Here is a 15,717-nt window from a genome sequence, read left to right on the forward strand (position 1 = left end):
GACCTCGAGAGGTGCGTAACCCACCGCCCCGGGTGGGCAGGGGTGCGTAACCCACCGCTCGAGTTCGGCGCGTGATTCTGCTGTCGGCAGAAGACGCGAAGGCAGGCGACAGGCCCGGCCTACGATGAAGCATGCCGGAAACTCCATCGTCCCCCGATCATGCGGCGGTGCGCGAGCCGCTCTGGCGCGAGGCGCTCGGCGCGCGGTTGCGTGACGAACGTCGACGTCGCGACGAGACCCTCGGCGATGTCGCCCGGCGCGCGGGCATCTCGCTGCAGTATCTGTCCGAGATCGAACGCGGGATCAAGGAGCCGTCGAGCGAGATGATCGCGGCGGTGGCCGGGGCGCTGGACCTGACGCTGCTCGATCTCACCGTCGAGGTCTCCCGGCAGCTGAGCGCTCCCGCGGCGGGCACGCCGCGCGGCGCCCACCGTGGTGCCTTCGCCCTGGCCGCCTAGCGACCGATGCGCGCCCAGCCGGGGGCGGTGGGTTGTCAACGTCTCCCTCCCCGGTGGAGGTAGCTGATCAACATCATCGGGGCTCGATAACGTTGATCAGCTACCGCCACCAGCGAGGAAAGGTTGACCAGCTACCGCTACCGGAACCTGCCCGGGGCGCTCCGCGGCAGCGCCGTCAGCCGTCCCGTTCCGCGAGCACGGCGTCGATGAGTCCGTAGTCGCGGGCGGCCTCGGCAGTGAAGACCCGGTCGCGGTCGGTGTCGGCGCGCAGCGTCGCGACATCCTGGCCGGTGTGCCGAGAGAGGATCCCCTCGATGTCCGTGCGGATCCGCACCACCTCGTCGGCCTGCAGGATCAGGTCGGGGATAGGGCCGCGTCCCTGCGCCGCCGGCTGATGCAGCACGATCCGCGCGTGGGGCAGAGCGGCCCGTGCCCCCGGGGCCCCGGCGGCCAGCAGCACCGCACCGACGGAGATCGCCTGGCCGACGCAGGTCGTGGCGACGCGGGGCCGCACGTACCGCATGGTGTCCTGGATCGCGAGCATCGCGCTCGGATCGCCGCCCTCGCAGTTGATATAGAGCTGGATGTCGCGGCTGGGATCGTCCGCCTCGAGATGCAGCAGTTGGGCGACGAGGGCGTTCGCCACCCCGGCGTCGATCGCGGTGCCCAGATAGACGACCCGCTCGGTGAGCAGGTGGGAGTAGACGTCCATGATCCGCTCGCCGCGCGGGTTCTGGGTGATGACATTCGGGATCGGGTAACTGCTCATCGTCTCGCTCCCGCTGCCAGGCCCAGCGGCTGCGGCTGCGTCGGAGAGATCGCGTCGAAGCTGCCCGCGATCTCATCGACGAAGCCGTAGTCGAGTGCCTCTTGGGCCGAGTACCAGCGGTCACGCAGGGAGTCGTTGAACACGCGCTCGATCGGTTGTCCGGTGTCCTGGGCGATCAGTCCGAGCACCGTGTCGCGGGTATGACGCAGGTCCTCGGCCTGGAGCTCCAGGTCGACGGCGGTGCCCGAGATACCCGCTGAGCCCTGGTGCATCAAGATGCGCGAGTGGGGAAGAGCCCGCCGTTTGCCGCGGCTTCCGGCCGACAGCAGGAACTGCCCGGCGCTGCACGCCATCCCCAGTACCAAGGTCGACACGTCGCAGGGGACCATCCGCATGACATCGCGGATCGCGAGCATCGCCGGGACCGAGCCGCCGGGGGAATGGATCCACAGAGCGATGTCCGCTCCCGGCCTCTCGGCGGCCAGGGTGATGAACTGGGTGGCGAGGAGGGTTCCGTTGTCGTCGTCGAGTTGCCCGTCCAGCACCAGTACGCGCTGCTGGTACAGCTCCCGGCGCGTGCTCTCGCCGAACAATCGAGGGTTCGTCTCATCGGTCATGTCTTCACTGTGAGTCCCTCAGACGGCGGAACGAAGCCCCTTCCGCCCTCGGCGGAGCCTTCCACCCTCAGCAGAACGAACCCAGAACCGGTTGAGTGTGGGGGCACCCCACACTCAACGGGTTCGCGGAGTCACCAGACGCTCTCGAAGAGGGTGACGGCCTCGGCACGACCCATGCCGCGGCTCTGCGCGGACTTGGCGAAGGCGATGGCCGCGTTGCGGGTGTCGTCGTGGGTCAGCGTGGTGCTGGCGATGAAGGACCCTCGACGTCCCTCGGTGCGGATCACGCCCATCGCCTCGAGCTCGCGATAGGCGCGAGCCACTGTGTTGACCGCGAGCCCCAGCGTCTCCGCCAATGCCCGGACCGTGGGGAGCCGTTCACCCTCCGGCAGTTCGCCCGAGGCGGCGGCCTCGGCGATCCGCTGACGCAGCTGCTCGAACGGCGGAGCCGTCGCGTCGGAGTCGATCGTCCATTCCATGCCTCCATTGTGCTGCGTCGGTGGTAATGACGCCGACCACCTCCCGGAATGATCGCTCTGGTTCGAGAGGGCCACTCGCCCGTGCCGCTCGGGCGCGGAAGCGTCGGCGCGAGCCACTAGTCTGGGGGTGATGACTCTGCCGTTCCCCGTGCCCTCCTCGCCGGCCTCCGAGCGCGCCCCGCGTGTGGCCACCTCGGACCGCCTCGTCGAGGGGCTCAACGATGCCCAGCGCGAGGCCGTGACCCATACGGGCGGGCCCCTGCTCGTGGTGGCGGGTGCCGGATCGGGCAAGACCCGGGTGCTGACCCGGCGCATCGCCTGGTTGATCTCGGCGCGCGGCGCCCATCCGGGGTCGATCCTGGCCATCACGTTCACCAACAAGGCCGCCGCGGAGATGCGCGAGCGGGTGGCCGAGCTCGTGGGCGGCCGGGCCCGGATGATGTGGGTCTCCACCTTCCACTCCGCCTGCGTGCGCATCCTGCGCCGCGAGGCGGACAAGTTCGGGTTCACGTCCTCCTTCACGATCTACGACGCGGCCGATGCGCGCCGGCTCATGACCCTCGTGTGCCGCGATCTCGACCTCGATCCCAAGAAGGTCAATCCGCGCGCGGTGCTCAACCACGTGTCGAACCTCAAGAACGAGCTGGTCGACCACGAGGCCGCGTCGAGCCGGGCGCAGACGCCCACCGAGCAGCAGTACGCCGAGTGCTATGCGCTCTACCAGCAGCGGCTGCGCGCGGCCAATGCGATGGACTTCGACGACCTCATCATGAACACCGTCCACCTGTTCCAGGGTTGGCCGGATGTCCGGGAGACCTATCGGCGTCGATTCCGCCACGTGCTCGTCGACGAGTACCAGGACACCAACCACGCGCAGTACGCGCTCATCCGCGAGCTGTGCGATGCGGAGTCCGATCTCATGGTGGTCGGCGACTCCGATCAGTCGATCTACGCCTTCCGCGGCGCCAATATCCGCAACATCCTTGAATTCGAGTCCGACTTCCCGGATGCGCACACCGTGCTGCTGGAGCAGAACTACCGCTCCACGCAGACCATCCTGACCGCCGCCAATGCCGTCATCAGCCGCAACGACGACCGCAAGGACAAGAAGCTCTGGTCCGCCGAGGGCGACGGCGACCAGGTCGTCGGCTATGTCGCCGACGACGAACGCGACGAGGCCCAGTTCATCGCCGACGAGATCGACCGACTCACCGACGACGGTGCGGCGCAACCCAAGGATGTCGCGGTCTTCTACCGCACCAACGCTCAATCGCGTGTCTTCGAGGAAGTGTTCATCCGGGTCGGCCTGCCCTATCGCGTGGTGGGCGGCGTGCGGTTCTACGAGCGCAAGGAGGTCAAGGACGCTCTCGCCTATGTGCGAGCCCTGGTCAACCCGCGGGACGATGTCTCGCTGCGCCGGATCCTCAACGAGCCCAAGCGCGGTATCGGCGATCGCGCGGAGAGCGCCCTGGATCGTTTCGCCCAGCGGCGGCAGGTCAGCTTCTGGGAGGCGATGCACCGCGCCGACGAGGTCGAGGAGCTCGCCACGCGGTCGCGCACCGCGGTTCGACAGTTCGCCGAGGTGATGGGCGGGCTCAAACAGCTCGCCGACTCCGGGGCGCCCGCCGATGCCGTGATCGAGGCTGCGCTCACGCGCACGGGCTATCTCACCGTCCTGGAGGAGAGCCGCGACCCGCAGGACGAGACCCGGGTGGAGAACCTCGCCGAGCTCGTCGCGGTGGCCCGGGAGTTCGTCGCCGGAGCGGCGACCTTGGCCGATGATGCCGAGACCGCCCCCGAGGATGTCGACGCCGGGGATCTGACGCCCGGCTCCCTTGCCGCGTTCCTGGAGCAGATCGCCCTCGTGGCCGATGCCGACGCGATTCCCGACGACGGCGAGGGGGTCGTGACCCTCATGACGCTCCACACCGCCAAGGGGCTGGAATTCCCCGTCGTCTTCCTCACCGGGCTCGAGGACGGCGTCTTCCCGCACATGCGGTCGATGGGCGATGCCAAGGAGCTCCAGGAGGAGCGCCGACTCGCCTATGTCGGCATCACTCGGGCCCAGAAACGGCTCTATCTGACGCGGGCGTCGGTGCGGTCCGCCTGGGGCGCGCCTGCCTACAACCCGCCTTCGCGGTTCCTCGAGGAGGTGCCCGATCACGTCATGGACTGGCGGCGCCTCGGCTCGCCGGCCACGCAGTGGACACCCAGCACACCCTCGGCATCCGCTCGGCGCGAGAGCGGCTCGTTCCGCTCGGCGAATGTCGCGGCGCGTTCCAAGCGGGCCACCCGCGACATCGTCGCGCTCGAACCCGGCGACCGGGTCACCCACGACACCTTCGGGCTCGGCACGGTCGTCGCGCTCGACGGCTCGGGGCAGAACTCGGTCGCGAGCGTGGACTTCGGCTCCCAGGGGGTCAAGCGGCTGCTGCTGCGGTACGCACCGCTCGACAAGCTCTGACTATGACAGTGCCCACATGCCGGTCCGATCGGGCCCGATCGTGGAACAGATGATCTCGATGCCACGTTGGCATCTTGCGTGACCACGATGACTCAGACCCGGCGCCCGACCCATCTCGGTCTCGCGATCATCGCGCTCGCCCTGGGCGGGTTCGCCATCGGCACGACCGAGTTCGTGACGATGGGGCTGCTCGCCGACATCTCCGAGAGCATCGATCGATCGATCCCGACGACGGGCCACATCATCACCGCCTATGCCTTCGGCGTCGTGGTCGGCGCGCCGCTGATCGTGTCGCTCGGGGCCAAACTGCCCAAGAGGGAGCTCGCGATCGGACTGGTCGTGGCGCTCGCCTTCGGCAATGCGCTCACCGCGCTGGCCTCGGGCTATCTGCCCGTCCTCGCTGCACGGTTCATCGCGGGCCTGCCGCACGGCGCGTACTTCGGTGTGGCCTCACTGCTGGCCGCCTCGATGGTGCCGGCTTCGATGAAGGGCCGGGCGGTGAGCCGCGTCATGATGGGCCTATCGGCCGGCACGGTCGCGGGGGTCCCGTTGAGCGCCTGGCTCGGTCTGCACGTCGGCTGGCGGTCCGCCTATGTGTTCGTGGTGGTCGTCTCGCTGCTCACCGCCGTGCTGATCTGGCTCTTCGTCGAGCGCGTTCCCGGCACGCCCGAGGCCACCATCCGGCGTGAGCTGGCGGCGCTCAAGCGACCGCAGGTGCTCCTCGCGGTCGCGGCGGGCATGATCGGCTTCGGCGGGATCTTCGCGATGTACTCGTATATCGCCCCGATCGTCACCGATGTCGCCGATCTGTCGCGGACCACGATCCCGTGGTTCCTGTTCGCCTTCGGCATCGGCTCGGTCGTCGGCACGTGGCTGGCGGGGGTGCTCGCGGACTGGGACAACGTGCGTCAGATCGTCGGCGGCTTCGCCGTGAGTGTCGCCGTGCTGGTCGGCTTCTATGCCGTCATGGACCGGCCGTTCTTCACGATGATCGGAGTCTTCGCGATCGGTGCCCTCGGCAGCATCGTCGCGGTGGGACTCCAGATTCGTCTCATGCACGCGGCGGGAGACGCGCAGATGCTCGGTGCTGCGCTGAACCACTCCTCGCTCAATGTCGCCAATGGGCTCGGCGCGTGGCTCGGTGGCATCGTCATCGCGGCGGGCTACGGCTACCGTGCGCCGAGCCTGGTGGGCGCCGGTCTGGCGGCGGGCGGCCTCGTCGTGGTCCTCATCGCCGTCGCCCTCGAACGCCGCACCCGCCCCTGACCCTCCGGGTCCGACTTTTGCCGGGTTCTGGCCCTCGACACGCCGGCGCGAAGGGCCAGAACCCGGCAAAAGTTGCGCCCCAGAGGGGCTCACGTCGCGATGGACTGGGCGCCGACGGAGGGACGCAGCCAGACGTGGTCACCCTGGTGGAGGTCCAGGGCGGTCGCCTCGCTGCGCGTCACGGTCACCTGGACCGGCTCGGTGTAGCGCGGATCGGTCGGCGTGACCTCCAGCCGGATCTCGAAGCCGATCCGCGTCCACCGCGTGATCGGGCCGTCGACGACCGCCGCCTGCTCCAGCCGCGAGATCTCGATATCGTGCGGGCGGATCAGCTTGTCGCCGAGGGTCGTGACGGGGCCGAGGAAGCTCAGCACGAACTCGCTCGCCGGCTTGTCGTAGAGATCATCGGGCGTGCCGACCTGCTCGATCTGACCGTCGTTGATCACCACGATGCTGTCGGCGACCTCCAGGGCCTCCTCCTGATCGTGGGTCACGAAAACGGTCGTCACGTGCACCTCGTCGTGCAGCCGCCGCAGCCAGTCGCGCAGCTCCTTGCGCACCTTGGCGTCGAGCGCGCCGAAGGGCTCGTCGAGCAGCAGCACGCTCGGCTCGATCGCCAGCGCTCGGGCGAGGGCCATGCGTTGACGCTGGCCGCCCGACAGCTGCGCCGGAAGCCGGTGCGCGAACTGCTCGAGGTGGACGAGCTCCAGCAGTTCGTCCACCCGGCGCTTGATCTCGGCCTTGGGACGTTTGCGGATCTCCAGCCCGAAGGCCACGTTCTTGGCCACCGTCATGTGCTTGAAGGCCGCGTAGTGCTGGAACACGAACCCCACATTGCGCCGCTGGGCGGGCACACGGGTGGTGTCCTGTCCCTCGATCTCGACCGTGCCGCTGTCGGACGTCTCCAGCCCCGCGATGATGCGCAACAGGGTCGACTTGCCGCCGCCGCTCGGACCGAGGAGAGCGGTCAGCCCGCCGCTCGGAATCGTCAGGTCGATATCGCGCAGCGCGACGAAGTCGCCGAAGTTCTTGTTGACGCCACTGATCTCGATGCCCATCAGGCCTTCTTCTCCTTGGGTCGCAGGATCGTGACGATCACCAGGGCCGCCACGGCGATGAGGGTGAGCAGGAAGCTCGTCGCATAGGCTGCGCCGCGCTCGAACTCCAGGTACTTGTCCTCCACGACGAGGGTCGCGGTCTGGGTCTGCTGGGTGATATTGCCCGAGACGATCTTGACCGCGCCGAACTCGCCGAGCGAGCGGGCCAGGCTGAGCACGACGCCGTACACGAGCGCCCACCGGATCGAGGGGAGCGTGATGCGCCGGAAGGTCTGCCAGCCGCCGGCGCCGAGCGACCGCGCCGCCTGCTCCTGCTCGGTGCCGACTTCCTGCAGGACCGGCACGACCTCGCGGATGACCAGCGGCAGGCTCACGAAGGCGGTCGCCATGATGATGCCGGGAACCGAGAAGATGACCTGGAAGTCGATCGCCCCGAGCACGGGAGCGAAGGCGCCGTCGCGAGGACCGTAGGCGAGTAGGAGCGCCAGGCCGATGACGACGGGGGAGACCGACAGCGGCAGGTCCAGCAGGGAGTTGAGTACTCCCTTGCCGGGGAACTCGTAGCGGACCAGCAGCAACGACATGCCGACGCCGAAGACGGTGTTGATGACCACGGCCCAGAAGGCGACGACCACCGTCATCTGCAGGGCGAAGATCACGACCGGGTCCCGCAGCGCCGCGACCAGATGGTTGCCGTCGCTGAAGGTGTGGATCACCACCAGCGAGACCGGCCACACCACGAGGAAGAACAGATAGGCCAGTACGATCACCCGGCGCACATAGGTCGCCCGGGTACGTCGTGGCCGGCGCACGGTGGAGAGCTCAGTCACGACGGGCCACCCGCCTCGAGATCAGATTGAGCGTCACGATCGCCGCGAGCGCCACGCCGAGCAGGATGACGGCGACCGCCGAGGCGGCGGCCGGATTGTCGTTCTCGATATAGGTGAAGATCCGCACGGAGGCGACCTCGGACTCGAAGGGCAGATTGCCCGAGAGCAGCACGAGCGAGCCGTACTCGCTGATCCCGCGGGCGAAGGAGAGCGTCGCCCCGGCGGCGATGGCGGGGGTCAGGCTCGGCAGGATGATGCGCCGCCACGTCGTGAAGGTGCTGGCGCCGAGCGAGGCGGCGGCCTCCTCCACCTCGGGCTCCAGCTCCATCAGCACCGGCTGCACGGCCCGCACCACGAAGGGCAGCGTCACGAACAGCAACGCCAGGAACACCGAGTGGGAGGTGTTGGAGACGTCGATCCCGAGCGGGCTCGCCGGTCCGTAGAGGCTCAGCAGCACCAGGCCCGCGACGATGGTGGGCAGCGCGAAGGGGATGTCGATGATGATCTCGAGGACCCGCTTGCCGGGGAAGTCGTCGCGCACCAGGACCCAGGCGATGAGTGTGCCCATGACCACGTTCAGCGCCGTCACCAGCAGGGCCTGGCGCACGGTGAGCCAGATGGCTGCCGCCGTCTGGGAACTGCCGAGGGTCTCGGCGAAGACGCCCCAGCCGCCACCGGCGGCCTGGAAGGCGATGAGGGCGAGCGGGATCAGCACCAGGATGCTGAACCACGTGACGCCGATTCCCAGACCGATCGCCGCAGGCCGGTCGAGGGTGGACGACGCCCGGCCGCGACGACGCGTGCGCGCCGTCGCGGCCGGGTCGAGCTGTTCGATCGTCACGAGTTCAGTCCCGCGGCGGTCTGGAGCCGGGTGATGATGCCCTCGCTCTCGTCGAAGAAGGTGCTGTTGACCTCGTCCCAGCCGCCGAGGTCGTCGTCGATGGTGAAGAGTGTCGCGACGTCCGGGAACGGGTCCTGCGGATCCATCGCGCCCTCGACCTCGCCGACCTCGACGCCGTCGACCGAGCGGAGCGGGCGGAAGCCCTTGTTCACGTATTCGGTCTGTCCCTCGGGCGCGAGCACGAAGTCCAGGAAGGCTTCCGCCTTGGGGTCCGCATCGGTGAGGACGGCCGCCGGATTCTCGATGAGCAGCGTGTCCTCAGGCACGACGTACTCGATCGGCTCGCCGTTCTGCCGCGCGAGGATGGCCTCGTTCTCATAGGAGATGAGGACATCGCCGGTGCCGCTCTGGAAGGCTTGCGTCGCGTCGCGTCCGCTACCCGGGAATGCCTGCACGTTCTCGAGCACGTCGGCCAGGAAGGCCTCCGCCTCCTCCTGCGAGCCGCCCTGGCCCACGATGTGCAACCACGCGCCGAGGATGTTCCAGCGCGCGGCTCCCGACGATCCGGGATTGGGCGTCACGATGCCGATATCGTCGCGGGCGAGGTCGTCCCAGCCCTGGATGTTCTTCGGATTGCCCTCGCGCACCGCCAGCACCACCACCGAGTCGGTCACGATGCCCTTGTTCGGTCCGTCGTCCCACGACTCGTCGACGAGGCCGGCATCGACCAGTCGGGTGACATCGGGGGTGACGGAGAAGTGCACGTAGTCGGCGTCCAGTCCGCTCGCGACGGCACGGCTCTGATCGCCGGAGGCGCCGTACGACTCCTTCCAGCTGACACCGGCACCCTCGTCGGTCTCCGCGAAGGCCGCTTGCGCGGCGTTGTTGCCGGCCTTCGGCACCGCGAACCCGACCAACGAGAGCGACGTGGCATCGGCATCGGCGCTGCCGCCGGCTCCCGAAGGCGCGCATGCGGCTGTCGCGATCAGCGAGGCGAGGGCCGCTGCAGCCGCCAACCGGCGACGGTACCGAGAAGTCATCGAGGTGCCTTTCTGGGCTTTCGGAGATCCTGACGAGCCCTCACGTTAGGGGCCTGGCGTACTTCTGAGACGCGTGTCCGCCCTATGGACAGCGTTCTCACCGCCGCCGGATTCTGGTACAGACATCCGCTCTCGGCGCGTTCAGGAGCACGCCAGCGACGGTCGCGGCCTCGATGCGCGGTAGGTTGGGGCCGTGAGCGAATCGACGATCATCTACACGCACACCGACGAGGCCCCCGCCCTCGCCACCCACAGCTTCCTGCCGGTGATCTCCGCGTACGCGGCTACCGCCGGTGTCGAGGTCGAGACCCGCGATATCTCGCTGGCCGGGCGCCTCATCGCGGTGTTCTCGGACCGTCTGCCGGCCGAACAGCGCGTCGACGACGCCCTCGCCGAGCTCGGCGAGCTGGCCAAGCGCCCCGAGGCCAATATCATCAAGCTGCCGAATATCTCGGCCTCGATCCCGCAGCTCAAGGCCGCCGTCGCCGAGCTGCAGTCCCAGGGCTACGACCTGCCGGACTACCCGGACGAGCCGACCACGGACGAGGAGCGCGACATCCGCGCCCGTTACGACAAGGTCAAGGGCAGCGCCGTCAATCCCGTGCTGCGCGAGGGCAACTCCGATCGACGAGCCCCCGCCTCGGTCAAGAACTACGCCCGCAAGAACCCGCACCGCATGGGCGCCTGGAGCGCCGACTCGAAGACCAATGTGGCCACGATGGGCGAGCACGACTTCAAGGCCAACGAGCAGTCGGTGACACTGCCCGCCGATGACGCGCTGCGGATCGTGCACGAGGCCGCCGACGGCACCACCACCGTCCTCAAGGACGATCTGAAGGTGCTCGAGGGCGAGGTCGTCGATGCCACGATCATGCAGGCCGCGTACCTGCGGGCCTTCCTCGCTGACGCGATCGCCCGCGCCAAGGCCGAGGGCGTGCTGTTCAGCGTCCACCTCAAGGCGACCATGATGAAGGTCTCCGATCCGATCATCTTCGGCCACGTCATCAAGACCTTCTTCGCTCCCGTCTTCGAGCAGTACGGTGCCGATCTCAAGGCCGCCGGCCTGTCGGCCAATGACGGTCTCGGCGGCATCTACGCCGGTCTGGAGAAACTGTCCAATGGCGCGGAGATCAAGGCCGCGTTCGACGCCGCGCTCGCCGAGGGTCCGGAGCTCGCGATGGTCGACTCCAGCCGCGGCATCACCAATCTGCACGTGCCGAGCGATGTCATCGTCGACGCCTCCATGCCCGCCATGATCCGCACCTCGGGCCACATGTGGGGCGCCGACGACGAGGAGCACGACACCCTCGCGGTCATCCCGGACAGCTCTTATGCGGGCGTCTACCAGACCGTCATCGAGGACTGCCGGGCCAACGGCGCCTTCGATCCCTCGACGATGGGCTCGGTGCCCAATGTCGGCCTGATGGCGCAGAAGGCCGAGGAGTACGGCAGCCACGACAAGACCTTCGAGATCGCGTCGGCGGGCACCGTCCGCGTCCTGAACGCCGCGGGCGACGTGCTCATGGAGCACGATGTCGAGGCCGGCGACATCTGGCGCGCGTGCCAGACCAAGGACGTCGCGATCCGCGACTGGGTCAAGCTCGCCGTCACCCGGGCCCGCGCCACAGGCGATCCGGCGGTGTTCTGGCTCGACGAGAGCCGCGCCCACGACGCGAGCCTCATCGCGAAGGTCAACGCCTATCTGCCCGAGCACGACACCGAGGGCCTGGACATCCAGATCCTCAGCCCCGAGCTGGCCACGGCGTACTCGCTGGAGCGCATCCGCAAGGGCGAGGACACCATCTCGGTCACCGGCAATGTGCTGCGCGACTACCTGACCGACCTGTTCCCGATTCTCGAGCTCGGCACCAGCGCCAAGATGCTGTCGATCGTTCCGCTGATCGCCGGCGGCGGTCTGTTCGAGACCGGTGCGGGCGGCTCGGCTCCCAAGCACGTGCAGCAGCTGGTCAAGGAGAACCACCTGCGGTGGGACAGCCTGGGTGAGTTCCTCGCCCTCGCGTCGAGCTTCGAGCACCTCGCGCAGACGACGGACAACGCTCGTGCGCAGATCCTCGCGGACACCCTCGACCGCGCCACCGGCACCTTCCTGGACGAGAACAAGTCGCCCAGCCGCAAGGTCGGCGAGATCGACAACCGGGGCAGCCACTTCTATCTCGCGCTCTACTGGGCCGAGGAGCTCGCGAAGCAGACCGAGGACGCTCCGTTGGCGCAGGCCTTCGCTGAGCTCGCCTCGACGTTGCGCGAGAAGGAAGAGCAGATCAACGCCGAGTTGCTCGAGGTGCAGGGCTCGCCGGTCGACCTCGGCGGCTACTTCCAGCCCGATGTCGAGAAGGCCACCCAGGTGATGCGCCCCAGCGCCACCCTGAACGAGGCCCTCGCCTCCCTCTGAGGACCCTCCGGGTCCAACTTTTGCCGGGTTGTGGCCCTTTTCCGTCGCGGAGAAGGGCCACAACCCGGCATTTCTCTGTCGTCCACAGGGATCATCTCGAGAGATGAGCATCCACAATCGTTCCACGGGGTCTGGTCGACGCGTCGGACGCGGGCGACTCTCGAAGGATGGAACTCCCTGTAGAACTGGCTGGCCGTCCCTTCACCCGCGCTGAGGCGCTTGCCGCCGGGCTCACACCGAAACAGATGAGATCGTCACGACTGCGCCGGTTGCTGCGCGGTGTGTACGTCAGCGCTGACCTCGTCCTCACCGTGTTGGTCTGGGCGCGCGCGGCGCTACTCGCCGCGCCGTCTGGAGCCGTGATCTCCCACCACACGGCGCTCGCTCTCTGGGGACTCGATGTGCCATCGGACGGCCGAATCCATGTCTCGACGCGTACCGGTTGGGACAGCGAACATCCCCGGATCGCCAGCCACCGGCGACTCGCGTCGATCGCGGTGCGAGAGCGACACGGGCTCCTGATCACAAGCCCGGAACGGACCTTCGTCGACCTTGCGACCAAGCTCAGCTGGCCGTGGCTCGTCGTCGTCGGCGACTGGCTCATCGAACAGAGGCTCACCACGCTCCAGAGGCTCGTCGAATACGCCGAAGAGCGACATCTCAGCGGAGTGCGAAAAGCTCGCCGGACGTTGCGCTGGGTGCGCGAAGGGGCGGAATCGCCGCGAGAATCCTGGGTACGTCTGCTTCTCGCGATGGCACGGCTGCCCGAGCCGGAAAGTCAGGTACGGGTCTTCGGCGCCGATGGCATCTTCGTTGCCCGAGTCGACTTGGCATATCGCGCCTGGAGAGTCGCCGTCGAGTACGACGGTTACTGGCACGAACGATCCGCCCGGCAGCGCGAACACGATCGGGACCGCCGCGAGCGGCTCGAACGTCTTGGCTGGACCGTGGTCGTGATCTACGACGGCGACCTTCGGGATCCTCGGAGCATTCCATGGAGGGTCTTCCATGCGCTACGAGATCAGGGGTACCTCGGCTCGGCTCCGGTCATGTCCGTCATGTGGGATCGCTGGTTCTCGCCGAACAATCTTCGCCGGGTTGTGGCCCCTTCTGCAGCCGCCTGAGGGCCACAAGCCGGCAAAAGTTGGACCCGGAGGGTCAGCGGGGGCGGGGGAAGAACTGGACGATGAGGAGACCGAGGAGGAAGGCCGCGGCGGGGACGAGGAGGGCCTGGCTCATCGCGGTGGAGAAGGGCTCGGCGGCCTCGGGAGGCAGCGCGGTGGGACCCGCCCCCTCGCTGCCCGCACTGGCGGCCTGGGGGAGATGGGCCGCGAGACGGCTCGAGATGGCGGCCGCGATCGCGGCGCTGCCCAGCACCGCGCCGATCTGGCGGGTCGCGTTGTAGACCCCGGACCCGGCGCCCGCTGACACCATCGGCAGTCGGCGGGTCGCGGTCGCGGCGAGCGGCGACCACAGGAAGGCATTGCCGAAGCCCACGAGAGCGGTGGCGATGAGGATCAGCCAGACCGGGCTATCGGGAGTCACCGTCTGACTCATGAACAGGATCGACCCGCCGGAGACGCCGAACCCGATCGAGGCCAGCAGCCGCGGCGCGACACGATCGGTCCAACGGCCGACGATCGGCGCCATCGCGGCCGTGACGACGGCCATGGGGATCAGCAGCATCCCCGACTCGGTCGGGGACCAGCCGCGAGCCGTCTGGGCCCACAACATGAACGGAAATGACATCGCGGTGACCGAGAAGGACACCATCGAGATCGCCGCATTGGAGACCGAGAAGTTCCGCTCGCGGAACAGCTGCAACGGGACGAGCGGCTCACGACGGACCCGCGACTGCCACCACAGGAAGATCGCGCCGACCACCAGGCCGAGGGCGATGAGAGCCGGGACCGAGACGATGCCGGTGATCTGGCCCCAGTCGTAGCGTTCGCCCTCCTGGATGCCGAAGACGATGAGGAACATCGCGGCGGCACTGAGCACGACGCCCACCCAGTCGAAGGAGCGCGCATGGGTCTCCAGCCGCGGCACCAGTCTCCAGGCCAGGGCGAAGCCGATGATCCCCACCGGCACGTTGACGAAGAAGATCCACTCCCATCCCGCCGAGTCGACCAGGACACCGCCCAGCACGGGGCCCACGAGCGTGGCGACGCCGGCCGTGGCACCCCACAGCGCCATCGCGCGGCCGCGGCTCTCCGGGGGGAACGTGCGGGTGATGACCGCCATGGTCTGCGGGGTCATCATCGAGGCGCCGAGCCCCTGGAAGACCCGTGCGACGATCAGCATCTCGATCGTGGTGGTGACCGCACACCACAGCGATGCCAGCGTGAACAGTGCCAGACCGACCAGATACACGTTCTTCGGGCCGACGCGATCGCCGAGCCGGCCGGTGATCAGGAGGGGCACGGCGTAGGCGAGCAGATAGGCGCTCGTGACCCAGATGACCGTGTTGTAGTCGGTCTGCAGCGCCGAGCGGATCGCGGGGGTCGCGACCGAGACGATCGTGGTGTCGACCAGGATCATGAAGAAGCCGATCACCATGGCCCACAGCGCCGGCCAAGGGTTGGCGGGGGTTGTGGTGGTGTCGGGGGACGAGGAGTCGGTCACAGGCCGAGTCTGCCACCGACCACGGACGTTCTGGTCGTCGCGCCCGGGACGCTCATGGAGCGGCGACGAGCGAGGCCGGATTGGGTACGGAGCCGAAGCGACCCAGAGGCAGGATCCTGAAGTTGAGTTTCGCCTCGATGGCGTCGGCCGCGAAGAACCCGTAGAAGCGAGAGTCCTCCGAGGCGCCCCAGTTGTCGCCGACCAGCCAGTACTCGTCCTCGGGCACGACGAACTCGCCCGTGCCGCCTTCCCTGCCCTCGACTGTGCAGCACACCCCGCCTCCCGGCTGGTCGTCCCACTCCGGGTTCGCCACGCGGTAGGCGACCGATTCCCCCTCCGGTCGCACGGTCACGACCGGCACCTGAGCGGTCGACTCCACGGTCACCGTGTCTCGGGGATCCCGATGACGCGCTTGACGATCGCGACATCCTCGGGCGTGCGGGTCTCCACGAGGTCGAAGCGCTCGATGCTGGACCGGTTCCAGAACTGCGCCTGCAAACGGTCGCCGTGGGTGAGGGTCGGATTCATGCTGGTGCCCTTCACCTGCACCGAGAAGGCGGGCGCGGCCACGACACCGACGGCCAGCAGGAAGAACCCGATGAGCGCAGTGATGCCCAGGACGCGGATGGCGGCGATGCCGCGTTCATGGGAAGAAGGCATGGGGTCCTCGGGGTTCGTCGGGCGGCACCACTGTAGTCGGGGTGGGGTAAATCACGATTCCAGTGGACTGCAACTCCGAGTTATGCCTACACTCAGACCGTCGCCTCGTGATCTGGGTCACTGAGGGAGTAGCCGGTAGGGCGACACCATCGCTCGTTGAGGGACGAGTGGTCAGAGGGAGACATAGATGAAGACAGAGG

At 68.1% G+C, this 15,717-nt stretch carries 15 protein-coding genes; 5 read left to right on the plus strand and 10 right to left on the minus strand.

Annotated elements, in window-relative coordinates; translation table 11 throughout:
• Positions 1 to 131 precede the first annotated feature (131 nt).
• Positions 132 to 458, plus strand: coding sequence for a helix-turn-helix domain-containing protein (locus FNM00_RS02035; RefSeq protein ID WP_143911341.1), 327 nt, complete (start codon positions 132 to 134; stop codon positions 456 to 458).
• 175 nt (positions 459 to 633) lie between these two features.
• On the opposite strand, the gene FNM00_RS02040 is transcribed toward FNM00_RS02035, so the two are convergent.
• From FNM00_RS02040 to FNM00_RS02050, 3 genes are all read right to left on the minus strand, one after another.
• Positions 634 to 1,227, minus strand: coding sequence for a ClpP family protease (locus FNM00_RS02040; protein ID WP_143911342.1), 594 nt, complete (start codon positions 1,225 to 1,227; stop codon positions 634 to 636).
• Positions 1,224 to 1,844: a ClpP family protease gene (locus FNM00_RS02045; RefSeq protein WP_143911343.1), complete on the minus strand. Its 621-nt coding sequence runs from the start codon at positions 1,842 to 1,844 to the stop codon at positions 1,224 to 1,226. The genes FNM00_RS02040 and FNM00_RS02045 overlap by 4 nt, the downstream gene beginning before the upstream one ends.
• Before the next feature lie 131 nt (positions 1,845 to 1,975).
• Positions 1,976 to 2,323: a GntR family transcriptional regulator gene (locus FNM00_RS02050; protein ID WP_143911344.1), complete on the minus strand. Its 348-nt coding sequence runs from the start codon at positions 2,321 to 2,323 to the stop codon at positions 1,976 to 1,978.
• 130 nt (positions 2,324 to 2,453) lie between these two features.
• Between FNM00_RS02050 and pcrA the strand changes: the two genes are divergently transcribed.
• Together pcrA and FNM00_RS02060 are read left to right on the plus strand one after the other, a co-directional pair.
• A complete protein-coding gene (pcrA, locus tag FNM00_RS02055; protein ID WP_143911345.1) occupies positions 2,454 to 4,787 on the plus strand; it encodes a DNA helicase PcrA in 2,334 nt (777 codons plus the stop codon).
• Between the two features lie 87 nt (positions 4,788 to 4,874).
• Positions 4,875 to 6,053, plus strand: coding sequence for an MFS transporter (locus FNM00_RS02060; RefSeq protein ID WP_185972926.1), 1,179 nt, complete (start codon positions 4,875 to 4,877; stop codon positions 6,051 to 6,053).
• Between the two features lie 89 nt (positions 6,054 to 6,142).
• Here the strand turns inward: FNM00_RS02060 and FNM00_RS02065 are convergent, their stop codons facing one another.
• Genes FNM00_RS02065 through FNM00_RS02080 form a run of 4 tightly spaced genes read right to left on the minus strand, consistent with a single transcriptional unit; the run spans position 6,143 to position 9,822 of the window.
• Positions 6,143 to 7,111 (minus strand): sulfate/molybdate ABC transporter ATP-binding protein, encoded by a 969-nt coding sequence (locus FNM00_RS02065; RefSeq protein WP_143911347.1) that lies wholly within the window; start codon positions 7,109 to 7,111, stop codon positions 6,143 to 6,145.
• The gene (locus FNM00_RS02070; protein ID WP_185972927.1) at positions 7,111 to 7,941 is read right to left on the minus strand and encodes a sulfate ABC transporter permease; all 831 of its coding nucleotides are present in this window, start codon (positions 7,939 to 7,941) and stop codon (positions 7,111 to 7,113) included. The genes FNM00_RS02065 and FNM00_RS02070 overlap by 1 nt, the downstream gene beginning before the upstream one ends.
• On the minus strand, positions 7,934 to 8,782 hold the full coding sequence (cysT, locus tag FNM00_RS02075; protein WP_246065028.1) for a sulfate ABC transporter permease subunit CysT: 849 nt from the start codon (positions 8,780 to 8,782) through the stop codon (positions 7,934 to 7,936). Before cysT ends, FNM00_RS02070 begins: the two co-directional genes overlap by 8 nt.
• Entirely contained in the window at positions 8,779 to 9,822 is a 1,044-nt protein-coding gene (locus FNM00_RS02080) for a sulfate ABC transporter substrate-binding protein (protein ID WP_143911348.1), read from the minus strand. Before FNM00_RS02080 ends, cysT begins: the two co-directional genes overlap by 4 nt.
• 193 nt (positions 9,823 to 10,015) lie before the next feature.
• On the opposite strand from FNM00_RS02080, the gene FNM00_RS02085 reads away from it, so the two are divergent.
• Together FNM00_RS02085 and FNM00_RS02090 are read left to right on the plus strand one after the other, a co-directional pair.
• Positions 10,016 to 12,232 (plus strand): NADP-dependent isocitrate dehydrogenase, encoded by a 2,217-nt coding sequence (locus tag FNM00_RS02085; RefSeq protein ID WP_143911349.1) that lies wholly within the window; start codon positions 10,016 to 10,018, stop codon positions 12,230 to 12,232.
• A gap of 167 nt (positions 12,233 to 12,399) precedes the next feature.
• A complete protein-coding gene (locus tag FNM00_RS02090; protein WP_143911350.1) occupies positions 12,400 to 13,356 on the plus strand; it encodes a DUF559 domain-containing protein in 957 nt (318 codons plus the stop codon).
• Positions 13,357 to 13,390: 34 nt separating this feature from the next.
• On the opposite strand, the gene FNM00_RS02095 is transcribed toward FNM00_RS02090, so the two are convergent.
• Genes FNM00_RS02095 through FNM00_RS19385 form a run of 3 tightly spaced genes read right to left on the minus strand, consistent with a single transcriptional unit; the run spans position 13,391 to position 15,517 of the window.
• On the minus strand, positions 13,391 to 14,857 hold the full coding sequence (locus FNM00_RS02095) for a DHA2 family efflux MFS transporter permease subunit (RefSeq protein WP_342778531.1): 1,467 nt from the start codon (positions 14,855 to 14,857) through the stop codon (positions 13,391 to 13,393).
• Positions 14,858 to 14,909: 52 nt separating this feature from the next.
• Positions 14,910 to 15,209, minus strand: coding sequence for a S26 family signal peptidase (locus FNM00_RS19380; protein ID WP_143911351.1), 300 nt, complete (start codon positions 15,207 to 15,209; stop codon positions 14,910 to 14,912).
• A 29-nt stretch (positions 15,210 to 15,238) separates the two neighbouring features.
• On the minus strand, positions 15,239 to 15,517 hold the full coding sequence (locus FNM00_RS19385) for a S26 family signal peptidase (RefSeq protein ID WP_143911352.1): 279 nt from the start codon (positions 15,515 to 15,517) through the stop codon (positions 15,239 to 15,241).
• Positions 15,518 to 15,717: the final 200 nt, after the last annotated feature.

Source organism: Aeromicrobium piscarium, from assembly GCF_007421815.1.
In the GTDB taxonomy this organism is placed as follows: domain Bacteria; phylum Actinomycetota; class Actinomycetes; order Propionibacteriales; family Nocardioidaceae; genus Aeromicrobium; species Aeromicrobium piscarium.